The following is a 21,275-nucleotide window of genomic DNA, read 5'->3' as shown; positions in this document are numbered from 1 at the left end:
CTCGGGGCATCGGATCGACGGGTGGGTGCGTGTGTCGTGGATGCCGTGTCATCCAGGGTCGTGACCGGGCTTGCCGGGCGCCCCCTGGATGGGGCATCTCCCTCCCCGAGCCGGGGAGATCTACCCGGCGGGGAGCACGCGGGGAACCGAATCCTCCGTGCCCGGCTCGACCACGAGGAACTGGCCCATCATGCCGGCGTCCTCGTGCCGCAGGATGTGGCAGTGGTACATGTACGGGGCCGCCGGATCGGTGTAGTCGCGGAACTGGACGGCGACACGCACCACGGACTTGTCGGGCAGGTGCACCGTGTCCTTGCGGCCGGCCTCCCACGGCTCGGGCGGCTTCCCGTTGCGGTCCAGCACGGTGAAATCGCAGCCGTGGATGTGGAAGTTGTGCGAGTAGACCGTGTTCTCGACCTCCCAGATCTCCAACGCGCCGGCCGGTACGACCTCGTCGATGCGGGACATGTCCATCTCTTCGCCGTTGATGGAATCGTGGCCCTGCAGCTTGAATGTGCGAACCCTGGCACCCGCCGACGGGACGAGCGGGGCGGGTCCGGGCAGTTCGGCGGGCGGGGGAGTGCCCGGCTGCGCGTCGTCGCCGACGCGGACCTCCATGATCGACAGGTCGCCCTGATCGATGCGCTCCGATCCCGAGGTGGTGGTCATCCGCACCCGCTCACCGGGCTCGAAGGCGACGACGATCTCGGCGCGCTCGGCGGGCCCGAGCGCGAACCGCGACAGCCGTGCGGGCTTCGGCATCAGCCCCTGGCCGGTGGCGATCAGGGTGAACTCGCGGTCGTCGGCGAAGCCGACGTTGTACAGGCGGGCGTTCGAACCGTTGAGGAGGCGGAACCGCACGGTGGTCCGGGTCAGCTCGAGGTAGGCCCCCAGCGTGCCGTTGACGAGGACGTCGGTTCCCATCTGACCGAAGTTGGGCACCGTGTCGAAGGGCATCTCGCCGTCGTCCTCGATCGTGCGGTCCTGGAGGATGCATGGAATGTCGTCGATGCCGTAGTCGTGAGGCAGGTCCAGGGAATCGGTGTCGTCGTCGTCGATGATGATCATTCCCGCGACGCCGTTGAAGACCTGGCGAGCCGTCTCGCCGTCGGGGTGGGGGTGGTACCACAGGGTCGAGGCCCGGTTGTCGACCGTCCACGACGGCGACCAGGTGTGGCCGGGCTCGATCGGCTGGTGCGGGCCACCGTCCATCCTCGCGGGAAGGAGCATGCCGTGCCAATGCATCGTCGTGACCTCGTCGACGCCGTTGGTCACGTGCATCGTCACCCGGTCCCTCGTGCGCAGGCGCAGGGTCGGGCCGAGGTAGGACCCGTTCACGCCCCAGGTCTGGGTCGTGGTGCCCGGCAGGATCTCAGTGCTGCCCCGCTGCACGGCCAGGGGGAACGTTCCGTCGTCCGGGTGGAGTTCGTCCGGTATCCGCACCGGGGTGCGCGGTGTCCACGGGCGTTCGGGCGCCGGTGGGCCGCCGCCCCCGCTGCACGAGGCCAGCGCGACGCCGGCGGCCCCGGCGCCGACGAGGGTGAGGAACGTGCGTCTGTCCACGCGCCGACCTTCTGATCGCCCGGGCCCATTGCCTTCTCCGGTGGCGTGTCGCATGCCGGCGACGCTAGTGCGCCCACATTATAGTGTCAATATGGAATTAGATGAGGGTCGCCCAGGTGCCGTGCAACGCGTCGAGGCGGGGATCCGCGCCCTGATCACCGGGGGAGTCCTGCATAACCACGAGGTCGCGGCGCGTGTCGGTCTGCACGTCCTCGACCTGCAGGTGCTCAACCTCCTCGCCGTGGCCGGTGGTCGGATGACACCGTCCGCGCTCGCGGCGGCGATGCACACCCCGCGGTCCTCGATTTCACGGATCGTGCGCCGGCTCGAGGCCGCCGGCTACGTGCACCGCACGGAGTCGCGTGACGACGGCCGGAGCGTCACGGTCCACGTCGATGCGGAGCGGCTCGCGGCCATCACGGGCGAGTACCGTCACCAGTCCGATGCCCTTCAGTGTGCGCTCGCCGACATCGATGACGACGAGGTCGGGGTGATCGCCCGGTTCCTCGAGGGGCTCGTCGACCCCGATCGGCGCTCTGCGGCCGGCCGGCGGGATGGGCCGAGGGGTGAGGGGACCGGCTGAGCGCCGGACGCGCGTGCGTGGGCCTCAGCCCCAGGACGGCGCGGCGCCGGCGTATCTGGGCGGCAGGTGTGGCCATGTCAGGGGAACCCCATCGATCGAGCCCGGCGGGGAGATGCCGCTCCAGCCGTCACCGAATGGGACCCGATAGGCCGTCGCGTCCGCCGGCGCGGTCCCGGGGAGGTCATCGCGGGCCCCCTGGTCGAGCAGCCAGGCCGCGGTCCGCGCGAGGGAGAGGCGCACGTGCGATGCCCGCCCCGCTCTGGCCCGGTGTGCGAGCGCGATGAGCGTGCCCGCGGCGAGGAGGTAGCCGGTGGCGTGATCGAGGAGTTGGCACGGCAGCCGTCCCGGCCGGGCGCCGTCCGTGCTGCTCGCCCACCCGATGCCCGAGGCGACCTGGACGAGGCTGTCGAACCCGCGCCGTCCGGCCCACGGCCCGCTCGTTCCCCACGCCGAGAGGGTGACGACGATCGTGCCGGGATGTCGAGCCGCGAGCTGATCCGGGTCGAGCCCGAAGCGCCGGAGCGACCCGGGTCGATAGCCGGTGACCACGACATCGGCGCGGAGGAGAAGATCGTCGAGTGCTGCGAGCCCGCCGTCCGTGTCGAGGTCGAGTGCGGCGCTCGCCTTTCCGACGACGCCATCGACCGCGCTCAGCGGCAGTTCCGGGCGGCGAGGGTCATCGATGCGGAGCACGTCGGCCCCGAGTGCGCCCAGCATGCGCGTTCCGACCGGTCCGGCGATCACCCGGGTGAGATCCAGGACCCGGACTCCCGAGGCGGGCAGGCGGGCCGCGCCGGGCAGCGGCTTCGCCGCGCCGAGCGGCTCGACGGTGACGACGGATCCCGTGCCCGCGTGTCTGCCGGGGTCGCTCGCACGCCATTCGTCCGCGGTCCGCGCCGCGACGGCCAGCCCGCCCGCCGCGTATGCACCCGCCTCGACGTCGAGTGCAGACCGTTCGGAGATCGCTCGGCCGACGCACTCGACGACGCCCTCGTCGTCATCGCGATCGGGCACGCCCAGCGCCTCGAGGAGCGCTCGGCGATGCCACGGATAGTTCGCGTGCGTGCGCACCCACCCGTCCGCGGCCGGCCACAGGCGCGATAGGGGAGCGAAGCCGGCGAGGGGCCGCCCGGCAGGATCGCGCAGCCATGCCTCAGCGCGCACGGCCGCCGCGACGTGGGCGGTGGTCACGTCCATCGCCGGATAGCGCCCGGTGCGGGCGACCGCCAACTCCGCGCCCGCCGCCAGGCACGCCGCCACCGACGCGAGTGCACCATCGGTCACCGCCAGCGGCGACGCCAACCCCGGGGCCGGGCGCGGGCCCGAGATCTGCGGTAGCGCCGAAGCCGTCAGGCCGAGGTCGCGCACCAGTTCCCGTGCGGGTGCGAAATCCATCGCCTCATTATCGTCCGCCGGTGGGCCCGCAGGAATGGTGGACGAGGAGCCGCGGCTCCTCTGTGCCTCCTGTGCCTCCTGTAGGTCCTACGGCTTCTGTCGCTTCTATGGCTTGTGTGTGAGGACGGCGCGCGCGCCAGATGCGGCGTCCGGCCTCGCCGAGCGCGGTGACCGCGAGCATGAGCCCGAGCCCGAGGAGTAGGCCGCGGATGGGATCGTCACCGACCGTCGCGCCGGCGAGGTAGCCCAGGAGCGACCAGCCACCCGCCCAGAACACGGCTGCGGCGGCGTCGACGGCCGAGAACCGGCGGAGCGGATAGCCCACCGCGCCCATCGTGAGGGTCGTCGCGGTGCGCACCCCGGGCACGTATCGGGAGGCCAGCAGCACCTGCCCGCCCCGCCGCGCCAGGGTCCGATGAACCCAGTCGTATGCGGCGCGGCCTCGGCCGCCCGAGCGCAGACCTGTGCGCAGCCGCCCGATCGACCGGCGCCCGATGAGGTAGGCGACGTGGTCGCCGGCGAATGCGCCGACCGCCCCCGCCAGGATCACCAGCGCGAGCTGGCCATCCCCCGAGCTGGCGTAGACCGCGACGACGACGAGCGCCGTCTCGCCCGGGATGATCGGCAGGAACCCGTCGAGCGCGGCGAGTGCGAACAGCGCGGCGTAGACCCACGGTGACGAGACCACCTCGTGGACGAGACTCAGGATCGACTCGCTCACGAGATCGCCGCGATCGGGGGTCCGATGAGAAGGTGACGCGCCATGTGAATCAGCGTGGCGCGCCACGCCGGTGCGCTGCATCGGCCACCTGGCGGATCCTGTGGTCCACCCGGAGGGTGATGCCGAGTTCCGGGGTCATCCCGGCGGTGTGGGGCCGGCGCTCACCCGGCTAGGCGGGCGGCCCGGTGGTTCTGCGGGCTGAGGCCGTAGCGTCGCTTGTACGCCGAACTGAAGGTGAACGGACTGCCGTACCCGACGCGCCGCGCGACCGCCTGCACGGTGGCATCGGGTTCGAGCAGCAGATCCGCGGCCAGTGCCAGGCGCCAGCCGGTCAGGAACGCCATCGGGGGTTCACCGACCAACTCCGTGAATCGCCGCGCGAGCATCGCCCGAGCCACTCCGACCTGACCGGCCAGGGAGGACACCGTCCAGGGATGGGCCGGGTTGTTGTGCAGAAGCCGCAGGGCCGGCCCGGCCACCGGGTCCGTGCGTGCCCGGTACCACGCAGGAGCGCGCGCTTCCGGTCGCGTGAACCACGTGCGTAGCGCGGTCACGAGGACCAGGTCGAGCAGTCGGTCGAGCACTGCTCCCTGCCCCGGGTGAGCGTGCCCGACCTCCTCGGCGAGCAGCCGGACGTATGGGCAGTCCCAGTCCTCGCCTCGGAGAACGATCAGTCGTGGGAGCGCGTGCAGGAGTCGGCGGCTCACCTCGCCGTCGCCCGTATAGGTGCCGGTGAGCAGCACGACCGTGCCGGACGTGCTGTTCCCCCACGTGCGAACGCCGCGATTCATCGATTCGGAGACGTCGCCTCCGTCGACGCTCGTGCACGACTCACCGGGCCCGATGATCGCCTGTGGGGCGGTGCCGGGGGAATCGCCCACCGTGTAGTGGTCCGGGCCGCGCACGATCGCCGTATCGCCCGCGTCGATGGCGTGCGGGGCCGCATCGTCGAAGCAGATGCATCCGCTCCCGCGCACGACCGACAGGATCGTCAGCGGCGCCTCGTCGCGGATACGCAGCGCCCACGGCGGGTCCATCTGGGTACGGAGCAGGAACGCGCCCACCGCTCGTGGACCGGTGAGAAATCCGGCCAGGGCATCCATTCCGCCACTGTAGACGCCGGCGAATGCCGTCGAGCGTTTCGGACATGGTGCATCTCGTTGCCCACGGATTCACTGGAGCGCATGAGTACTACATTGATCATCGGTTCGGAACGGGAAAGACCGGCAGGAGGGTCGCGGCCCGGCTGCGCGGGCTCGGCGAGACGGTCAAGGTCGGCTCGCGCCGCGGCCCGATCCCATTCGACTGGGACGACGAGGCCGGCTGGTCCGCCGCCCTCGACGGCGCCGATTCGGCCTACATCACCTTCTATCCCGACATCTCGTTTCCGGGTGCATCGGAACGGATCGCCACCCTTGTTCGCGCCGCGCGCGCCGGGGGCGTGGGCCGGCTGGTGTTGCTCTCCGGGCGGGGTGAACCCGAGGCCGTTGCGGCCGAGGACGCCGTGCGCGAGAGCGGCGCCACCTGGACCGTGCTGCGGTCCGCCTGGTTCGCCCAGAACTTCAGCGAATACTTCCTCCTCGAGCCCGTGCTCGAGGGGCAGATCGCGCTCCCGGCCGGTGACGTCGCCGAGCCCTTCCTCGATCTGGACGACCTTGCGGACGTCGCCGCTGCGGCCCTGACGCGGGATGGGCACGCCGGCCGGACCTATGAACTGACCGGGCCGCGGCTCCTCACCTTCGCCGACGCCGCCGCGGAACTGACGCGGGCGACCGGACGGCGGATCGACTACCGGCCACTCACGCCCGACCAATACGCCCGTGCGGCGATCGGGGCGGGCGTGCCCGCGGAGGAGGTCGGGCCGTTGACGGACCTGTTCGGCCGCGTGCTGGACGGTCACAACGCGTACCTGACCGACGACGTCGAACGCGTGCTCGGGCGGGAGCCCCGCGACTTCGCGGACTATGCCCGTTCGTCGGCGGCATCCGGCGTGTGGAACCCCGCCGCGAGGGCGGGTGACATCCGATGATGGAGGGACTCACCCGGGCACTGACGGTCGCTGCTGCGATCGGCGCCGGCCTGGGCGCCGGCGTCTATCTCGCCTTCTCCACGTTCATCATGCCCGGTCTCCGGCCGTTGGCGCCCCCACAGGCGATCGCGGCCATGAACTCGATCAACAAGGCCGCCCCGGCCAGTCGGCTGCTCATGCTCGTGCTGTTCGGTGCCGGAGCGCTGTGCGTGCTCGTGCTGATCGCCGGGCTCCGCCACCTCGGCGATCCGGCGGCGTGGTGGCAGATCGCCGGTGCCGCACTCTACCTGGTCAGCGTCGCGATCCTGGTCGGCTACCACGTGCCGCACAACGACCGGCTCATGCAGATCGACCTGCAGGCGGTCGACGCCGGCGCCGTCTGGTCGCGCTTCTACACCGGCTGGATGGCCTGGAACCTTGCGCGGACACTGACGGCCGTGGCCGGTGCGGTCGGCCTGACGCTCGCACTGCGCGCGCACTGACGCGCACTGACACGCACTGACACACCGGCGCCGCGGACCTCAGCCGCGCGGGCGTCGGTCGCCGATGTCGGCGACTCCCTGCTCCCGGGCCCAGTCCCGCATCTGATCGTTGAACGACTCGTCGACGTTCTCCGGGGGCCGGGCCGCGGTGGCTTGTTTCCGGGACCGATGAGGCGAGTCCGCGCAGCTCGATCAAACGATGGCACGACGTGGGATGCCGTGCCATGTCAGCGAGCGCCGGGCGCACGTGCGGACCTCTCGGGTGCGTCGGGCGCGTGACGTCCTGCGGCGGGGCCGGTCGCCGGCAACATCGGGCGGCATGTGTCGCCGACGCCGTCATCTGGCGGATGTCTTGGCGATTCGGGGAGTTCAGTATTGACGACGTCGCCCGGCGGAACCGGGCCGCGGTGACGTCGGAGACAGCAGGAGACAGCAGGAATCAGGAGGCCACGGCATGGCAGAGTCATCGAGCACGACAGCGGTGCCGACGCGGTGGGTGCCGCACGTCCCGCCGGCCGGGGCGCCGGCGTCCCCGCCGACGGGCCCCGTTCGGCCGCGGCCGGGGCTGGTCCTGGCCGCGGCGTGCGTGTGCCAGCTGCTCGTCGTGCTGGACATCAGCGTCGTCAACGTCGCGCTTCCGAGTATCGGCGACGCGCTCGGCTTCGCCTCCAGTTCGCTGTCGTGGGTGATCAACGCCTACACGCTCACGTTCGGCGGTCTCCTGCTCCTGGGCGGCCGGCTCGCGGACCTGATCGGCCACCGGCGCACGATGCTCGCGGCGCTGGCGTTGTTCGGCACGGTCTCGCTGCTCGGCGGGCTGGCGACCGGGCCCGGTCAGCTGATCGCCGCCCGTGCCGCCCAGGGAGTCGCCGCCGCCGTGCTGTCGCCGGTCTCCCTCACGGTGCTCATGGTGGCCTTCCCCGATGCACACGGCCGGCGGCGGGCCCTGGCGGCCTGGGGCGTGGTCGCGACCGGCGGCGGGGCGCTCGGAGTGCTGCTCAGCGGCGTGCTCACGCAATACCTCAGCTGGCGGTGGGTGCTCTTCATCAACGTCCCGATCGTCCTTGCGGCCGCCGGCCTCGCCCTGACCGCGATCCGCGGCCACGGCGCACGGGCGCACGCGCAACTGGACGTCCTGGGCGCGTTGCTCGCGACCGCGACGACGACGCTGCTCGTCTACGGCTGCGTGCACGCCTCCGAGAGCACGTGGTCCGATCCCGTGACCCTCGCGGTGTTCCTGCTCGCCGCTCCGTGCGGCGCCGGATTCGTCCTCCGTGAGACACGCGCGGCCACCCCGCTGGTGCGCCTGTCGGTGTTGCGAGTCCGCCGGGTCTGGCTCGCGGTCGTCGTGCTCGCGTTCATCGGGGCGGCCATGATCTCGGGGTTCTACTTCGGGTCGTTGAGCCTGCAGCAGGTCCTCGGCTACGACCCCGTGATCACGGGATTGGCCTTCCTGCCGTTCTTCGCATGCATGGCGATCGCCACGTCGGCCGGCCCGAGGCTGCTCGAGCGGTACGGCACCCGCCTCGTGCTCACCGCCGGACTCGTCGTGGCCGCGGCGGGGATGGCGGCGTTCGGGCGACTCGGCCCCGGATCGGGATACCTCACCTTTCTGATCGCCACCGTTCCCGCGTCGATCGGGCTGGGACTGTCGCTCGCGCCGACCCTGACCATGGGCACCGCCGGGGTCGAGCGCGACGACGCCGGCATGGTGAGCGGACTGCTCAACACGAGCCGTCAGGTCGGCGGAAGTCTCGCCCTGGCCGCACTGGCAACCGTCGTCGCTGCGGTCGCCGGTCCGAACGCCGGGGGAGTGGAGGCGGCCACCGGCTACCGGGCTGCGTTCGTGCTCACCGGAGCGCTGCTGTTCACGGCGGCCCTCATCGTGCTCACATGCGTGCCTCGGCGCGCCCCTGATCGACAGCAGGCGGGCGAGCGGTGACGCGCGAGTGACAAGGCCTGCCACGTCGGAACCGGCGCGGCCCACACAGGTGCCAGGCGGCGTGATCGAGACGATACTGGAGGTCGGCGCTGTGAAAGGAGCGACCATGACCGACAAGATCCTCATCATCACCGGCGACGCCGCCGAGACCCTCGAGGTGTATTACCCGTACTACCGACTGCAGGAGGCGGGGTACGAGGTCCACATCGGCGCACCCGAGAAGCGAACCCTCCAGTTCGTCGTGCACGACTTCGTCGACGGGTTCGACACCTACACCGAGAAGCCGGGGCACACCTGCCAGGCCGACGTCGCGCTCAGGGACGTCGACCCCGCGGACTACGTGGCCGTGGTCGTGCCGGGCGGGCGGGCGCCCGAGTACCTTCGCAACAACCCGGAGGCGCAGCGGATCGTCCGGCACGTCTTCGAGCGGAACATCCCGGTGGCCGCGACCTGCCACGGCCCGCTGCTGCTGGCCGCCTCGGGAGTGCTCGACGGACGCACCTCCGCGGCGTACCCGGAACTGGCAGTCGACGTGACGACCGCCGGCGGAGTGTTCGAGGACGGCGGCGGCGTGGTCGACGGCAACCTCGTGACCTCGCGTGCCTGGCCCGACAACGGCACCTGGATGAAGGCCTTCCTGCAGGTGCTGGAGAAGGCGCGGGTCTCGGCCTGAGGACCGGCCGCCGTTCGACACTCGAACGCGAGACTCTGTGCGGGTACACGCCGCTCACCCGCGCAGAACCTCGCGTTCGGCCGGTTGGTGGGACGTACTGGGCCGCTGGAGGCTCGTCTGGTCGACGTGCGCGCGAGCGGACGCTGGCGCATCTACACCGCCCGGCTGGACGGCCTGGACTCGTTGCGGCGCGAGCTCGACGACTTCTGGCGCCAGGCACTGGACAACCTCAAGCGTGTCGCCGAGGACGAGTATCACCGGAATCGGGAGCGATCATGAGCACGACCGGCCAGGCCACGTCCCTGCAGTTCGAGATCATCATCCACGTGCCGCAGCGCCGCGCCTTCGAGGTGTTCGCCGAGGAGTTCGACCGGATCAAACCCCGCTCGTACAACCTCCTCGACGTCGACATCGCCGAGACCGTGCTCGAGGGCCGGGTCGGCGGGTCCATCCACGATCGCGGCATCGACGGCAGCGTCTGCCGGTGGGCCCGCGTGCTCGCCTTCGAACCGCCCGAGCGGCTCGTGTTCAGCTGGGACATCGACAGCCGGTGGCGCCCCGAACACGATCCGGCCCGCACCAGTGAGGTCGAGGTGCGGTTCGTCGCGTTGGCCGCGGAGACGACGCGGGTCGAACTGCGCCATCGCCACCTCGACCGGCATGGGGACGGCTGGTCGGGCTACAGCGCGGATCTGGAGGCCGAGGCGGGCTGGCCCACCTTTCTCGAGCGCTACCGCGTGCTGGCGGTGGCATCGTGAGCGCCCGCACGACCGCTCGGCCTGACCTGCGGCGCCTCGCGTTCGCCGAGCGCACCGACTTGGCGGAGCTCCTCGACACCCTCACGCCCGAGGAGTGGGCGGCGCCGTCGCTGTGCCGGGGCTGGTCGATCCACGATGTGGTCGCCCACGTGGTCAGCTACGAGGAGCTCGGGCCGGCGGGGATCATCGCGCGCCGGTTCAAGGGCCGGCGCCGCGGCGGACCGAACGAGGTGGGGCGCGCCGAGTACGCGCGGCGATCCCCCGTCGAATTGTCGGCGTTCCTGCGCGCGCACCTGGTGCCGACCGGTCTGACCTCGTGGTTCGGCGGCGCGATCGGGCTCACCGACGGGCTGATCCATCACCAGGACATCCGCCGTGCCCTCGACCGCCCCCGGACCGTGCCTCCCGAGCGCCTCCGGCCCGCCCTGGAATTCGCGCTCCGATCGCCTAAGCTGCCCAGCCGCGGGGATGCGGCCGGCCTTCACCTGGTCGCCGACGACCTGGACTGGGAGCACGGATCCGGGCCCGACGTCGCCGGTCCGGCCGAGGCGCTGCTCATGGCCATCGCCGGACGACCCGACGCGCTCACCGATCTGCGTGGGCCCGGGGCGCCGGTCTTCGCCGAACGGATCAACGCCCGGCAGCGGACCTGACCTGCTCGATACGCTCGCTCACCTCACCGTCCAGGGTCGGCGTGTGACCGGGTGCACCCAGGGGGCGGTCACCGCGACCGCGCCGAGGCCGGGCGCCTTGAACACGACGCCGACCTGGCGCCCGCCGTGGCCGGCGGCTGACCGACGCGGGAGAGGCCGAGCGAGACGAATCGGGCGAGCGGGTCGGCCGGATCCGTGAACGGGCCTCGGCCGTGCTGCCCGCCCGCGACTACGCCACTCTCATCGAGTTGCTGGAGCGCCTGGTGTCGGCGATGCGATAGGCCGAGCCGCCGGGCCCTGGTCGCAGTCCTGCCTTGCGCGGTGGCCGATATGATCGTCCCAGCCGATCGAGGAGGCAGCCCTGTACGCCCTGCACGCGTTCTGGTCACCCGAGCGCGGCCTGTGCCTGTGGGGCGAGGACAGCGCCCGCGCCGTCAAGAGCACCAGTCAGGCGCGCCGCAGCGCCCGGACGCACCCGTTCGCGGCCGATGCGGCCGTGCTCGCGGAGGCACTCGGTCTCACAGCACCTGCGGCCGGCGGCAGCGACACCGCCACGCTGGCGCTTCCCTCACTCCTCACCGCCCCGCTCGACTCGCCCGACGTCGTGCGCGTGCGGCCGCGGCCGGCGCCGCGCACGGAGCCGGCGCTGACCGCCTGGACCGTGCCGATCCTCATCCTCGATCCGGTGGCCGCGCTCGCTTTCCTCGACCTGGACGTCGACGACCCGTTCGACGACGTCCGTCTCGGGGAGTCGGTGTGGCACCTGGCCGAGGTCGCGGCCCTCGCCCGGGACCTGGCCGAACGCGGCCGTGTGCTTCCCACCGTCTCGCTCATGGACGGCGCCCGCGGCCTCGCGTGGTGGCGTCCCGTCGAGCAGGGCCCGGATGCGCGCACCGTGGCCGGCCTGGTCTCGACGCTCCCGCCGGTGGGCCGGGCCGTCGTGGCCGATCCCGCCGACCTGACGGGCCGGCATCCGGCCACGCTCGTCGAGGCCGCCCTGGACCAGCTCACCGACGCGGCCGTGCGGGCGCGGCTGGAGGTCACGGGAACCCCGGGGCTCGCGGGCGTGCCTCGCCGGCGCGGACGGCTCCCGAAGACGATTCCCGCAGCCGAGGCCTGGCTCGATGCCCTCGGCACCGCCGACGGCGAGTTCACGGCCGAGGCGGGCGATCTCGAGCGACTCGCGGCATCGCTCGCGGCCTGGGACGAGTTCGGGGCCGGGGCACCGGGCCGGGCCCGGGCGACGTTCCGGCTCGTGTCGCTCGACGACCTCGACGACGACCTCGATGGTCTGGATGGTCTGGATGGTCTGGGCGGCTTCGACGACGATGACGACGACGGCCTCGAGCGATCCGCCGCCGGGGTTCGCCCCGCAGGCGGCGGCCCGGGCGCCCGCTGGCGGCTGCAATTCTGGCTCCAGTCGGCCGAGGACCCGACCCTCATGGTGCCGGCCTCGCAGGTCTGGGACGGGGGCGAGGGCCTGGCCCGCTGGCTCGACCGGCCCGACGAACTCCTGTTGGCCGAACTGGGCCGGGCCGCCACCGTCTACCCCGACCTGGCCGGGGCGCTGCGCCGCGCCCGCCCCGTCGCGCTCGACCTGGACGCGACCGGCGCCCACGACTTCCTCGCCCACCGCGCCGACCTGCTCGACCAGGCCGGCTTCGGGGTGCTCCTGCCGTCCTGGTGGCAGCAGCGCAGGCGGCTCGGCCTCAAAGCGACGGCCGCACCCCAGGTCGAGGGCGGCGTGGGCGCGGGCATGCTCACCGCCGAGAGCCTCGTCGACTTCGACTGGCGTCTCGCGCTCGGCGAGGAGACCCTGAGCGAGGAGGAACTCGCGGCCCTGGCGGCCGCGAAGGAACCGCTCGTGCGCCTGCGCGGCCAGTGGGTCGCCGTCGATGCCGAGCAGATCCGCCTCGGGCTGGAGTTCATCGCCCGCCGGCGCGAGGCCGGCCCGCAGCACTCGGTCGCCCAGGTCCTCGCCCTGGCCGCGAGCCACCACGACGCCGAGGCACCGCTGCCGGTCACCGCCGTCCACGCCTCCGGCCTTCTCGGCGATCTGCTCGAGGGGACGGCCGATACGGCGCTGGCCCCCGTCTGCCCGCCCCCGGGACTGCACGCCGAACTGCGCCCGTACCAGGAGCGGGGGCTGGCCTGGTTGAGCTTCCTCGACGGCCTCGGCCTGGGCGCGTGCCTGGCCGACGACATGGGCCTGGGCAAGACCATCCAGCTGCTCGCCCTCGAGCTGCACGCCCGCGCCCAGCGCCCCGAGTCGGGGCCCACGCTACTCCTGTGCCCCATGTCGCTCATCGGAAACTGGCAGCGCGAGGCCGCCCGGTTCGCCCCCGGACTCACCCTCTACGCCCACCACGGCCCGACCAGGCCACGCGGGAAGGCGCTGGTGCAGCGGCTGGCGAGCTGCGACGTCGTCCTCACGACCTATCACACGGCCACCCGCGATATCGACGAGCTCGCCACCCACGACTGGGGCCGGCTCGTGCTCGACGAGGCCCAGGCCGTCAAGAACCACCTCACGCGCGCGAGCAGGGCCGTGCGGCGGCTCGACGCGCGTCACCGCGTGGCGCTCACGGGCACGCCGGTGGAGAACAAGCTCGCCGAGCTGTGGTCGATCATGGATCTGCTCAATGCGGGCATCCTCGGCTCGATCGAGCAGTTCCGAACCCGCTTCGCCAAACCGATCGAGCGGCAGGGCCTGACCGAGCCGGCCGCCCGGCTGCGGCAGGTGACCCGCCCCTATATCCTGCGCCGGCTCAAGACCGATCCGCAGATCGCCCCGGACCTGCCCGAGAAGATCGAGATCAAGCAGTACTGCAACCTCACCCGCGAGCAGGCCTCCCTCTACCAGAGCGTCGTGGCCGAGATGATTCCCAAGATCGAGGCCGCCGACGGCATCGCCCGCCGCGGCAATGTGCTGGCGACGATGACCAAGCTCAAGCAGGTGTGCAACCATCCGGCCCAGCTGCTGCACGACGGCTCCCCGGTCGCGAAGCGCTCCGGGAAGGTCGCCCGCCTGCACGAGATCCTCGCCGAGATCATCGGGGCGGGGGAGAAGGCGCTGCTGTTCACCCAGTACACCGAATTCGCAGACATGCTGCTGCCGCACCTGGCCGCGGCCTACGGCTCCCCGGGCGCGGGTGGCTCCGGGGTGCTCTACCTGCACGGCGGCACGCCGAGATCCCGGCGCGATGAGCTGGTCCAGCGGTTCCAGGACCCGGGTGGCCCCGGGATCTTCCTCCTCTCCCTCAAGGCGGGCGGCACCGGCCTCAACCTGACGGCGGCGAGCCACGTGCTGCACCTGGATCGCTGGTGGAACCCGGCGGTGGAGAACCAGGCGACCGACCGGGCCTTCAGGATCGGGCAGCGGCGCAACGTGCAGGTGCGCAAGTTCATCTGTGCCGGCACCCTGGAGGAGCGGATCGACGAGATGATCGAACGCAAGCGGGAACTGGCCGACCTGGTGGTCGGTGGCGGGGAGTCCTGGATCTCCGACCTGTCCACCGAGGAGCTGCGGCGCGTGTTCACCCTGTCCGAGGAGGCGATCGGTGAATAGCTGGTACCCGCCGCCCTCGCGGCCCCGCCCCGCCGACGGCATCAAGGCCCGCAGCACCCGCGGCGCCATCGCCCGAACCTGGTGGTCGGAGCGCTTCATCGACGTGCTCGAGTCCCTCGGGGTGGGCGGGCGGCTCGCGCGCGGGCGCACCTACGCCCGCAAGGGGCAGGTGCTCGACCTCGACATCGCCCCCGGGTCCGTGACCGCGACCGTGCAGGGCAGCCGCGCCCGGCCGTACCGGGTGCGCATCGGGCTGACGCCCTTCGACAAGGCACAATGGGCGGGCGTGGTCGACCGCCTCGCGGGCGATGCCTGGTTCACGGCGAAGCTGCTCGCCGGCGAGATGCCCCCCGATATCGAGGAGGTGTTCGCCGCGGCGGAGCTCCCGCTGTTCCCCGCGAACGCGCGCGACCTGTCGATGGACTGCTCCTGCCCGGACGTCGCCGTGCCGTGCAAGCACCTGGCGGCCACGTTCTACCTGCTCGCCGAGGCCTTCGACACCGACCCGTTCCTCGTGCTCGCCTGGCGCGGCCGCGACCGCGAGGAACTGCTCGCGGCGCTGAGCTGCGCGCGTGGGGGCGCGGTGGCCGCCGACCGTATCGAGCGTGGTGACGACGCAGCGCCCCTCGCCGCGTGCCTCGCCTCGTTCTACTCTTCCGGTGGCCGGGTGGCGCCCGGCTCGGTGGCCGCGGCTCCGGCCGAGGCGCTCCTCGACCAGCTTCCGCAGGTGGGGATCTCGGTGCGGAACGTGCCGATCGTCGACGCGCTGCGCCCGCTCTACCGGGCGCTGGGGGACGAGGAGCCGCCGCCCGGGTAGGCGTTCAGGGTTCGTCCGCCCGGCCACCTGCCGCGGCGCACATCAGGGCAGAGTAGGTCACATCAGGGCGCATCGGCGCGCAGACGCTACAGCCACGTCTCGATCACGGCCACATGCCCGGGCGCGCCGGCGAATTTTCGATCATCGGTGAGCAACGGCACCCCGAGCGATTCGGCCAGGATCACGTAGAACGCGTCGTAGGCGGTGTAGTTGTCCCGCAGCGCCAGTGCGCGCCGCTGAAAGGGCTGCATCGGGTATCGCGTCAACGGCAGATCCGCGAAGTCGTCGAGCATCAGTTCGGCGCGCTCGACGGTGATCCGGATCGAGGGCTTGGAGGTGAGCAGCAGTCCGCGGATCGCCGACACCACCTCGGCATCGATGAGCGCTGGCGCGTGGACCCGCTTCTCACGGCCGAGGCGTTCCCGCAGCCCGGAATCCCCTTGCCGGTTCTGCAGGAGTCGAACGATGATCGAGGCATCGACGACGGTCATGTCAGTGCCGGCCGTCCTCGATGAACGAGCGGATCTCCTCGGTGCCGACCTCGATCCGCTCGCGGGAGGCGATCCGCGCCAGTATCTCCGCCATCACAGGCTGTGAGGCATCGTCGTGGATCAGTTCGCGAAGGTAACTGGACAGGGACATGTTCCGGGCCTTCGCACGTGCGCGCAGAATCTGCGCGTCCTCGGACGCGACATCCCGGACTTGCACGATCTCGGTGCTCATGCGCCCAACCTACCGCGATTGCATGAATTCTGCATGATTGGTCGACCGCAGCGTTCATGGTCTCCTCACCGCTCGGGTGCGGCACCCCTATGGGTGCGCCGCCTGCCAACCATCGCTCACCCCGTCCCGGTGGTCCGCGCCGGTCACGTGCCGCAGGAAGGCCACGAGCCGGATCATCGTCGTGCGCGCATCGGGGTTGCTCAGGTCGAACTCGAACACGTGCCCGGAGGGGGAGTCCTCGTCGAGGACCACCTCGTCGACCTGCACACCGGCCGCGCGCAGGCGCCGCGCGAGGTCTCGTGATTGCGGGCCGAGCGGATCCTGCGGGGCGGAGCTGATGAACGAGGGCGGGAAAGATCGGGTCACGTGGTCGACGATCGTGGCCTGCTCGAACCGGGGATCGGATGGGAATCGACGCGTGCCGGTGTAGGCCCACACGATCGTGCGCACGTACCAGGCGTAGAGCCCGTACACCGCGCGGATCGCGTAGGAGGCCCGCATATCGTAGGTGCCGCTGGCCAGCACCGCGCCGCGCAGCCGGCCCGGGTCGACGACCCTCGGCAGACCGGTCCAGGCGGCGTAGTCCGCATCGGTCGATGCGAGGACGCTCTGGGCGAGCATGTGCGCCCCGGCGGAGTCGGCCCCGAGCACGAGCCGGCCGGGGTCGACACCGAGGTCGGCCGCGTGCTCCACGACGTAGCGCACCGCCCGGCGCAGCTGATGGATCTGGGCCGGGTAGACGGCCTCCGGGGCCGTGGTGTATTCGAGGCCGATCACGGTGAAGCCGTGGGAGGAGAGCACCTCGAGGTAGGGACGCCGGCGCTCCTTGCGGCCCTGCACGAACCCGCCGCCGTGCACCCACAGGACCGTCGGCAGCGGCCCGGCGCCCCGCGGCCGGTAGACGTCGAAGCGACAGGCGGGCTCGGCCGGGTCGTAGACGAGATCGAGCCGGGCATCGATGTCGTCCGGCACGTACGGAGTCGTGGTGGCGACCGGGTCCGCCTCGTTCTCGCTGATGAGACGCAGCATCCACACCCGCGGCCACGGGGACAACTCGTAGGTCAGCGCCGCCGCGGCACTGAGTGCGGCGGCCACGATGCCGCCGTACAACCACATGCGACGCAGAACTCGACTCGACGGTTCACTGCCCACGGCGCGCAGCCGGTGTTCTTCACGTTCCATTGCCACGCTCCAGCACGACCGAGTCCCGATTCCATCGTGCCCCCGCCGGTGCCCGGGGCCAAGGTCCCCGCGGGCTCGGACCGGTGTATTCGCCGGTCGGCTCAGCCCCGCAGCGAGGCCTCGATCTCGGCCGCGGTGGGGGAGGTGGCCGGGCCGCGCCGGGTGACGGCGAGGGCCGCCGCGTGGTTCGCGCGCTCGACGGCCTCCCCCAGCCCCGCACCGGCGGCCAGGGCGGCGCACAGCACGCCGCAGTGCGCATCCCCGGCGCCGTTCGTGTCGATCGCCGTCACCGCCGGGGCCGGCAGGTGACGCGCCGCCTCCGCGCCGGCCAGGATCGCGCCGTGCGCACCACAGCGCAGCACGACGGCGCAGCCCAGCTCCCGCGCCAGGTCGCCCGCGAGCGACTCCCGGCCCGCGCCGGCATCCAGGCCGATCCGCCGCGCGAGCAGCCGGGCCTCGCGTTCGTTCGTGCTCCACACGTGCGCCGCCGCCATGAGCCCGGCCAGGGGCGCTCCCTCCGCCTCGCCGACGAGCGGACCCGGGTCGACCACGACCCGTGCGCCGGCCGGCAGGCCGGGCAGCCAGCCGAGCAGCACCTCCCGGTGCGGGCTGGGAACGAGCGAGTACCCCGAGACGTAGACGACGTCGCGCGCGCCCACGCGAGCGGCGTCGAAGTCCGCCCGCCGGGCGAGCCCCTCCGCGCCGAGCGTGGAGACGAAGGTGCGCTCGGCGTCGTCCTCGATGAACGCGATCGAGAAGCCCGAGTCCTCCGGCTCCGGCGCGGCGAGGACCTCGATGCCCTCCGCGCGCAGGGCCGAGCGCACGATGTCGCCGAACGGTCCGGTGCCGTGCCCGCCGAGGTAGACGACCCGGGCGCCGTCCCGGGCGGCCGCGGCCATGACGTTGAAGCCGCCGCCGGCGAGCAGGTCGGCCGAGCGGGCGAAGAGGTCGCCGCCGCGCTCGGGCAGGTGCGGCACGGTGAGCACGAGGTCGACGAGCGCCTGCCCGGCGTGCAGCACCCGTCCCGGGCCGGCTGGAGTCACCGGGCCGCTCACGGCGCCGCGGCCCGCAGTCCGAGCAACGCGTCGACCCGGAGCTCCAGCCCCAGGTCGTTCACGGCCTCGACCCTCGCCCGCACGTCGGTGGGGAAGGCGCCCGCCCCGGCGCAGGCCCCGAGGATCGCGCCGGCGATCGCGGCGATCGTGTCGGTGTCCCCGCCCACGGCCGCGGCCAGGCACAGCCCCTCGAACGGGCGCCGGGCGTACCGCTCGACGATGAGCAGCGCGGCCACGACCGACTCCTGGGAGTGCACCGACGTGCCCACGACCTCATCGAGGAAACTCGCGAAGTCGCCGGTCTCGCGGGCCGGCCCGCGCAGCGCCTCGAACCGGGCCGCGACGTGCCCGCCGGCCTCCCAGTGCCCGAGCCGCGCACCCGCGCGGGCCGCCGCCACGGCGAGCGTGAGCGCGCGGGCCGCCGGGGCGCCGTCCACACCCGCGCTCACGGCGGCGGCCACGGCCGCGGCCGCCGACAGCGCCCAACCCGGGTTGTGGGTGACGCGGCTCGCCGACACGACCGCCTCGAGCAGCCCGGCGGATCCGGGCAGACCGGCGGGTGAGGCGATGCCGACGGGGGTGATGCGCATGGCGGCACCGTTCGTCGTCCCGAAGCGACCCGCCTCGGCCACGTCGGTGCCGGCGGCGATCGCGGCGAGGGCGGCCTTGGTCGAGGGCCCGAGCAGGTCGAGGGAGCCGCGGGCGATCATCCGCGCCTCCCAGGCCCGCAGCGCGCCGGCGAAGGCGCGGGCGTCGATCCGGCCGCCACCGGCCACGAGCAGGTCGGCCACGAGGAGGGCCTGCTCGGTGTCGTCGGTGACCGACCCGGCCGGCATGCCCGGGGCGATCGGCTGATCGGCGGGGGCGTCGCACAGCCCGGTGATCACCCCGAAGCGCTCGGCGATCTCGGCCCGGGAGAAGGACTGGGTGGGCATGCCCAGGGCGTCGCCGATCGCGAGCCCGAGCAGCGCCCCGAGGGCCCGGTCGCGGATGCTCATCGCGGCAGCGCGGCCAGGCCGTGCTCCTGGCGACCGATGCGGGCGCGCCGGGCGATCACCGAGACGACGAAGGAGAGCACGAGCGCCACGAGCACCCCGAGGTTCGCGCCCGCCCAGGCGCCCTCGCGCCCGCCCACGATCCCGAGCAGATAGCCCTGCCAGTTGTTCCACGACGCCTCGGCGGCGAAGCCGTTGGCCACGAGGCCCCAGCCGATGACCGAGGCGATGACCATCGTGGCGATGGCGGTCCAGTCGACGGCGCGGTAGCGGCCGGCGGAGGTGAACAGGGCCGCCTCGTCGTAGACCGTGCGGCGGGTGAGGATGTCGGCGATGAGGATCCCGGCCCAGGCCGCCATCGGCACCCCGAGCGTGATGAGGAAGCTCTGGAACGGCCCGATGAACGTGCCCGCGAAGAACACGACCCAGATCGTGCCGGCGGTGAGGATGACCCCGTCGATCGCGGCGGCGGCCGGGCGCGGGATGCGGATGCCGAGGCTGAGCAGCGTGAGGCCGGAGGAGTAGATGCCCAGGATCGCCCCGGAGACCTGCGTGAGCACGGCCACGATCCAGAACGGCACGAGCGCCCACAGCGGCAGGATCGTGATGAGGGCCCCGATCGGGTCGTCGCCGATCGCCGCGGCCAGGTCGGCGTTCGACTCGGCCAGCAGCAGCCCGAACACCACGAGCACGACGGGCGCGATCGAGGCTCCGAACGTGTTCCAGGCGACGATCGTGCGGTCGCGGGTGGAGCGCTTCTGGTAGCGGGTCCAGTCGGCGGCGATGTTGATCCAGCCGAGCCCGAACCCGGTGAGCACCATGACGAGCGCGCCGAGCATCTGCTGCGCCGAGCCGTCCGGGGTGGAGCCGATCTGGTCCCAGTTGATCTTGCCCGCCGTGAGCACCATGAACAGCACGGTCATGAGTCCGGTCGCCCACGTGAGCACCGACTGCACCTTCATGATCGTGTGGTAGCCGAGCACCGAGGCGATGACGATGAGCGCGGCGATGAACAGCGTGGCCAGCAGCGTGATCGCCGTGCCCGTTCCCCAGCCGAGCGCCCTGAACACCGTGGAGGTGGCGAGCACGGCGGTGATCGCGAGCACGGTCTCCCAGCCGATCGAGGTGAGCCAGGAGATCACCCCGGGCACCTTCTGGCCCTGCACGCCGAACGCGGCCCGGGAGAGGATCATCGTGGGGGTGCTGCCGCGCTTGCCGGCGATCGCGATGAGCCCGCACAGCGCGAAGCTGATGACGATCCCGATGATCCCCACGACCGTGGCCTGCCACAGCGAGATCCCGAAGCCGAGCAGGTAGGAGCCGTAGCTCATCCCGAACACCGACACGTTCGCGGCGAACCACGGCCAGAACAGGTCCCGCGGCCTCGCCGTGCGTTCGGACTCGCCGATGATCTCGATCCCGGCGGTCTCCACGATCCCGCGGGTGGCGCTCGCCCCGGTGGCGATCGGCGCACCGCCCTGATCATGGACGACGCCGCTCGCCTCGCGCGCGCCGGTGGGCGTGGGCTCTGCTGGTCCCGATGGGCTCGGCGACATCCTGGTCTCCTTCGGACGGACGGGTCACGACCGGGCCATTCTTGCAGGTCGGGCGCTTCGACGAGATCGCGGAAGAGGACCTCGACGGCTTCATCACTCGGCTCGGCAGGCCGACACCGAGGCGCTCGCGCGCAGACTGACGTCGACGCTTCGACTCACGCATTCCGCTCGAGCCGACATCGCGTCGATTCTCGCGCGGTCGCACGAGGAGTTCGCCCCGCGTGCACGCCACCGCTATGAGACCGTGATCGCGGCTGCCATCCGTGATGCGGCCGCAGCGGTCGACGGGGTCGGGCGCACCCGGCGGCCCATCCACAGATTTCTAGGGTCCCTTGTCTTGATCGGCTATCCCCACTTGCCTAGAGTGGTGGTCAAGGAAGTCAAGTACCGACGAGTCGCGGCGCAGTTGCGACTGCGAGGCTGGGTGATCGGTCGAACAAGAGGATCACACGAGATGTGGGTCTCACCTGAGGGTCGACGACTAGTACTTCCGAAGCACCGAATGATCAGCGCGGGAGTCGTCCGGAGTGTCATCGCGGCCCTGGACGGCGACGCGCCCGACGCATGGAGATAGATTTAG

21 protein-coding genes are annotated in these 21,275 nt (G+C 72.1%); 11 read left to right on the top strand and 10 right to left on the bottom strand.

The genetic code is table 11. From position 1 onward, the window contains the following. Window positions 1-120 precede the first annotated feature (120 nt). Complete coding sequence (locus GCE65_RS09225; protein ID WP_153878171.1) at window positions 121-1,563, bottom strand: multicopper oxidase family protein; 1,443 nt, start codon at window positions 1,561-1,563, stop codon at window positions 121-123. Window positions 1,564-1,654: 91 nt separating this feature from the next. Here GCE65_RS09225 and GCE65_RS09220 point away from each other — a divergent pair, with 91 nt between their 5' ends. Then, the gene (locus tag GCE65_RS09220) at window positions 1,655-2,146 is read left to right on the top strand and encodes a MarR family winged helix-turn-helix transcriptional regulator (protein ID WP_194928660.1); all 492 of its coding nucleotides are present in this window, start codon (window positions 1,655-1,657) and stop codon (window positions 2,144-2,146) included. Window positions 2,147-2,170: 24 nt separating this feature from the next. Here the strand turns inward: GCE65_RS09220 and GCE65_RS09215 are convergent, their stop codons facing one another. The 3 genes from GCE65_RS09215 to GCE65_RS09205 form a co-directional block, all read right to left on the bottom strand. Beyond that, window positions 2,171-3,541 (bottom strand): CoA transferase, encoded by a 1,371-nt coding sequence (locus tag GCE65_RS09215; RefSeq protein WP_152910444.1) that lies wholly within the window; start codon window positions 3,539-3,541, stop codon window positions 2,171-2,173. Between the two features lie 7 nt (window positions 3,542-3,548). Next, a complete protein-coding gene (locus GCE65_RS09210) occupies window positions 3,549-4,262 on the bottom strand; it encodes a DedA family protein (protein ID WP_153878169.1) in 714 nt (237 codons plus the stop codon). 161 nt (window positions 4,263-4,423) lie between these two features. Then, window positions 4,424-5,365, bottom strand: a complete 942-nt coding sequence (locus GCE65_RS09205) for an AraC family transcriptional regulator (RefSeq protein WP_153878168.1) — start codon at window positions 5,363-5,365, stop codon at window positions 4,424-4,426. A 44-nt stretch (window positions 5,366-5,409) separates the two neighbouring features. Here GCE65_RS09205 and GCE65_RS09200 point away from each other — a divergent pair, with 44 nt between their 5' ends. From GCE65_RS09200 to GCE65_RS09160, 9 genes are all read left to right on the top strand, one after another. Further along, the gene (locus tag GCE65_RS09200) at window positions 5,410-6,291 is read left to right on the top strand and encodes an NmrA family transcriptional regulator (protein WP_227993905.1); all 882 of its coding nucleotides are present in this window, start codon (window positions 5,410-5,412) and stop codon (window positions 6,289-6,291) included. Next, entirely contained in the window at window positions 6,288-6,773 is a 486-nt protein-coding gene (locus GCE65_RS09195; RefSeq protein WP_152910447.1) for a DUF1772 domain-containing protein, read from the top strand. The genes GCE65_RS09200 and GCE65_RS09195 overlap by 4 nt, the downstream gene beginning before the upstream one ends. A 454-nt stretch (window positions 6,774-7,227) precedes the next feature. Beyond that, window positions 7,228-8,715: an MFS transporter gene (locus GCE65_RS09190; RefSeq protein ID WP_153878167.1), complete on the top strand. Its 1,488-nt coding sequence runs from the start codon at window positions 7,228-7,230 to the stop codon at window positions 8,713-8,715. A gap of 106 nt (window positions 8,716-8,821) precedes the next feature. Then, complete coding sequence (locus GCE65_RS09185; RefSeq protein WP_152910449.1) at window positions 8,822-9,388, top strand: DJ-1/PfpI family protein; 567 nt, start codon at window positions 8,822-8,824, stop codon at window positions 9,386-9,388. A 126-nt stretch (window positions 9,389-9,514) separates the two neighbouring features. Continuing rightward, window positions 9,515-9,667 carry a hypothetical protein gene (locus tag GCE65_RS09180; RefSeq protein ID WP_153878166.1) on the top strand — a complete coding sequence of 51 codons (153 nt, stop codon included), beginning with the start codon at window positions 9,515-9,517 and terminating at the stop codon, window positions 9,665-9,667. Further along, window positions 9,664-10,146 carry an SRPBCC family protein gene (locus GCE65_RS09175; protein ID WP_153878165.1) on the top strand — a complete coding sequence of 161 codons (483 nt, stop codon included), beginning with the start codon at window positions 9,664-9,666 and terminating at the stop codon, window positions 10,144-10,146. Before GCE65_RS09180 ends, GCE65_RS09175 begins: the two co-directional genes overlap by 4 nt. Continuing rightward, window positions 10,143-10,799: a maleylpyruvate isomerase family mycothiol-dependent enzyme gene (locus GCE65_RS09170; RefSeq protein ID WP_153878164.1), complete on the top strand. Its 657-nt coding sequence runs from the start codon at window positions 10,143-10,145 to the stop codon at window positions 10,797-10,799. Before GCE65_RS09175 ends, GCE65_RS09170 begins: the two co-directional genes overlap by 4 nt. Before the next feature lie 496 nt (window positions 10,800-11,295). After that, window positions 11,296-14,367, top strand: coding sequence for a DEAD/DEAH box helicase (locus GCE65_RS09165; protein WP_228759869.1), 3,072 nt, complete (start codon window positions 11,296-11,298; stop codon window positions 14,365-14,367). Continuing rightward, window positions 14,360-15,184, top strand: coding sequence for an SWIM zinc finger family protein (locus GCE65_RS09160; RefSeq protein WP_153878163.1), 825 nt, complete (start codon window positions 14,360-14,362; stop codon window positions 15,182-15,184). Before GCE65_RS09165 ends, GCE65_RS09160 begins: the two co-directional genes overlap by 8 nt. Before the next feature lie 86 nt (window positions 15,185-15,270). On the opposite strand, the gene GCE65_RS09155 is transcribed toward GCE65_RS09160, so the two are convergent. The 6 genes from GCE65_RS09155 to GCE65_RS09130 all read right to left on the bottom strand — a co-directional run bounded on the left by GCE65_RS09155 (window position 15,271) and on the right by GCE65_RS09130 (window position 20,695). Beyond that, window positions 15,271-15,675, bottom strand: a complete 405-nt coding sequence (locus GCE65_RS09155; protein WP_152910452.1) for a type II toxin-antitoxin system VapC family toxin — start codon at window positions 15,673-15,675, stop codon at window positions 15,271-15,273. A gap of 1 nt (window position 15,676) precedes the next feature. After that, the gene (locus GCE65_RS09150) at window positions 15,677-15,907 is read right to left on the bottom strand and encodes a hypothetical protein (protein ID WP_152910453.1); all 231 of its coding nucleotides are present in this window, start codon (window positions 15,905-15,907) and stop codon (window positions 15,677-15,679) included. Between the two features lie 87 nt (window positions 15,908-15,994). Further along, complete coding sequence (locus tag GCE65_RS09145; RefSeq protein WP_153878162.1) at window positions 15,995-17,089, bottom strand: alpha/beta hydrolase; 1,095 nt, start codon at window positions 17,087-17,089, stop codon at window positions 15,995-15,997. A 101-nt stretch (window positions 17,090-17,190) separates the two neighbouring features. Beyond that, complete coding sequence (locus GCE65_RS09140; protein ID WP_153878161.1) at window positions 17,191-18,132, bottom strand: PfkB family carbohydrate kinase; 942 nt, start codon at window positions 18,130-18,132, stop codon at window positions 17,191-17,193. A gap of 8 nt (window positions 18,133-18,140) precedes the next feature. Then, the gene (locus GCE65_RS09135) at window positions 18,141-19,142 is read right to left on the bottom strand and encodes an ADP-ribosylglycohydrolase family protein (protein ID WP_153878160.1); all 1,002 of its coding nucleotides are present in this window, start codon (window positions 19,140-19,142) and stop codon (window positions 18,141-18,143) included. After that, entirely contained in the window at window positions 19,139-20,695 is a 1,557-nt protein-coding gene (locus tag GCE65_RS09130) for a cytosine permease (RefSeq protein WP_153878159.1), read from the bottom strand. Before GCE65_RS09130 ends, GCE65_RS09135 begins: the two co-directional genes overlap by 4 nt. On the opposite strand from GCE65_RS09130, the gene GCE65_RS17075 reads away from it, so the two are divergent. Next, window positions 20,655-21,269, top strand: a complete 615-nt coding sequence (locus GCE65_RS17075) for a type II toxin-antitoxin system HicA family toxin (protein ID WP_370460093.1) — start codon at window positions 20,655-20,657, stop codon at window positions 21,267-21,269. The two genes, GCE65_RS09130 and GCE65_RS17075, sit on opposite strands and share 41 nt — an antisense overlap. Window positions 21,270-21,275: the final 6 nt, after the last annotated feature.

This window comes from Pseudactinotalea sp. HY158 (assembly GCF_009660225.1).
Taxonomy (GTDB): Bacteria; Actinomycetota; Actinomycetes; order Actinomycetales; family Beutenbergiaceae; genus HY158.
This window is presented reverse-complemented; position numbering and strand designations above follow the sequence as displayed.

Bases quoted from the DNA above. Each gene is read 5' to 3' on its own strand.
- GCE65_RS09200 (WP_227993905.1), top strand. From the start codon at position 5,410: ATGGTGCATCTCGTTGCCCACGGATTCACTGGAGCGCATGAGTACTAC.
- GCE65_RS09220 (WP_194928660.1), top strand. From the start codon at position 1,655: ATGGAATTAGATGAGGGTCGCCCAGGTGCCGTGCAACGCGTCGAGGCG.
- GCE65_RS09135 (WP_153878160.1), bottom strand. From the start codon at position 19,142: ATGAGCATCCGCGACCGGGCCCTCGGGGCGCTGCTCGGGCTCGCGATC.
- GCE65_RS09175 (WP_153878165.1), top strand. From the start codon at position 9,664: ATGAGCACGACCGGCCAGGCCACGTCCCTGCAGTTCGAGATCATCATC.
- GCE65_RS09205 (WP_153878168.1), bottom strand. From the start codon at position 5,365: ATGGATGCCCTGGCCGGATTTCTCACCGGTCCACGAGCGGTGGGCGCG.
- GCE65_RS09130 (WP_153878159.1), bottom strand. From the start codon at position 20,695: ATGTCGCCGAGCCCATCGGGACCAGCAGAGCCCACGCCCACCGGCGCG.
- GCE65_RS09190 (WP_153878167.1), top strand. From the start codon at position 7,228: ATGGCAGAGTCATCGAGCACGACAGCGGTGCCGACGCGGTGGGTGCCG.
- GCE65_RS09185 (WP_152910449.1), top strand. From the start codon at position 8,822: ATGACCGACAAGATCCTCATCATCACCGGCGACGCCGCCGAGACCCTC.
- GCE65_RS09155 (WP_152910452.1), bottom strand. From the start codon at position 15,675: ATGACCGTCGTCGATGCCTCGATCATCGTTCGACTCCTGCAGAACCGG.
- GCE65_RS09150 (WP_152910453.1), bottom strand. From the start codon at position 15,907: ATGAGCACCGAGATCGTGCAAGTCCGGGATGTCGCGTCCGAGGACGCG.
- GCE65_RS09215 (WP_152910444.1), bottom strand. From the start codon at position 3,541: ATGGATTTCGCACCCGCACGGGAACTGGTGCGCGACCTCGGCCTGACG.
- GCE65_RS09195 (WP_152910447.1), top strand. From the start codon at position 6,288: ATGATGGAGGGACTCACCCGGGCACTGACGGTCGCTGCTGCGATCGGC.
- GCE65_RS09145 (WP_153878162.1), bottom strand. From the start codon at position 17,089: ATGGAACGTGAAGAACACCGGCTGCGCGCCGTGGGCAGTGAACCGTCG.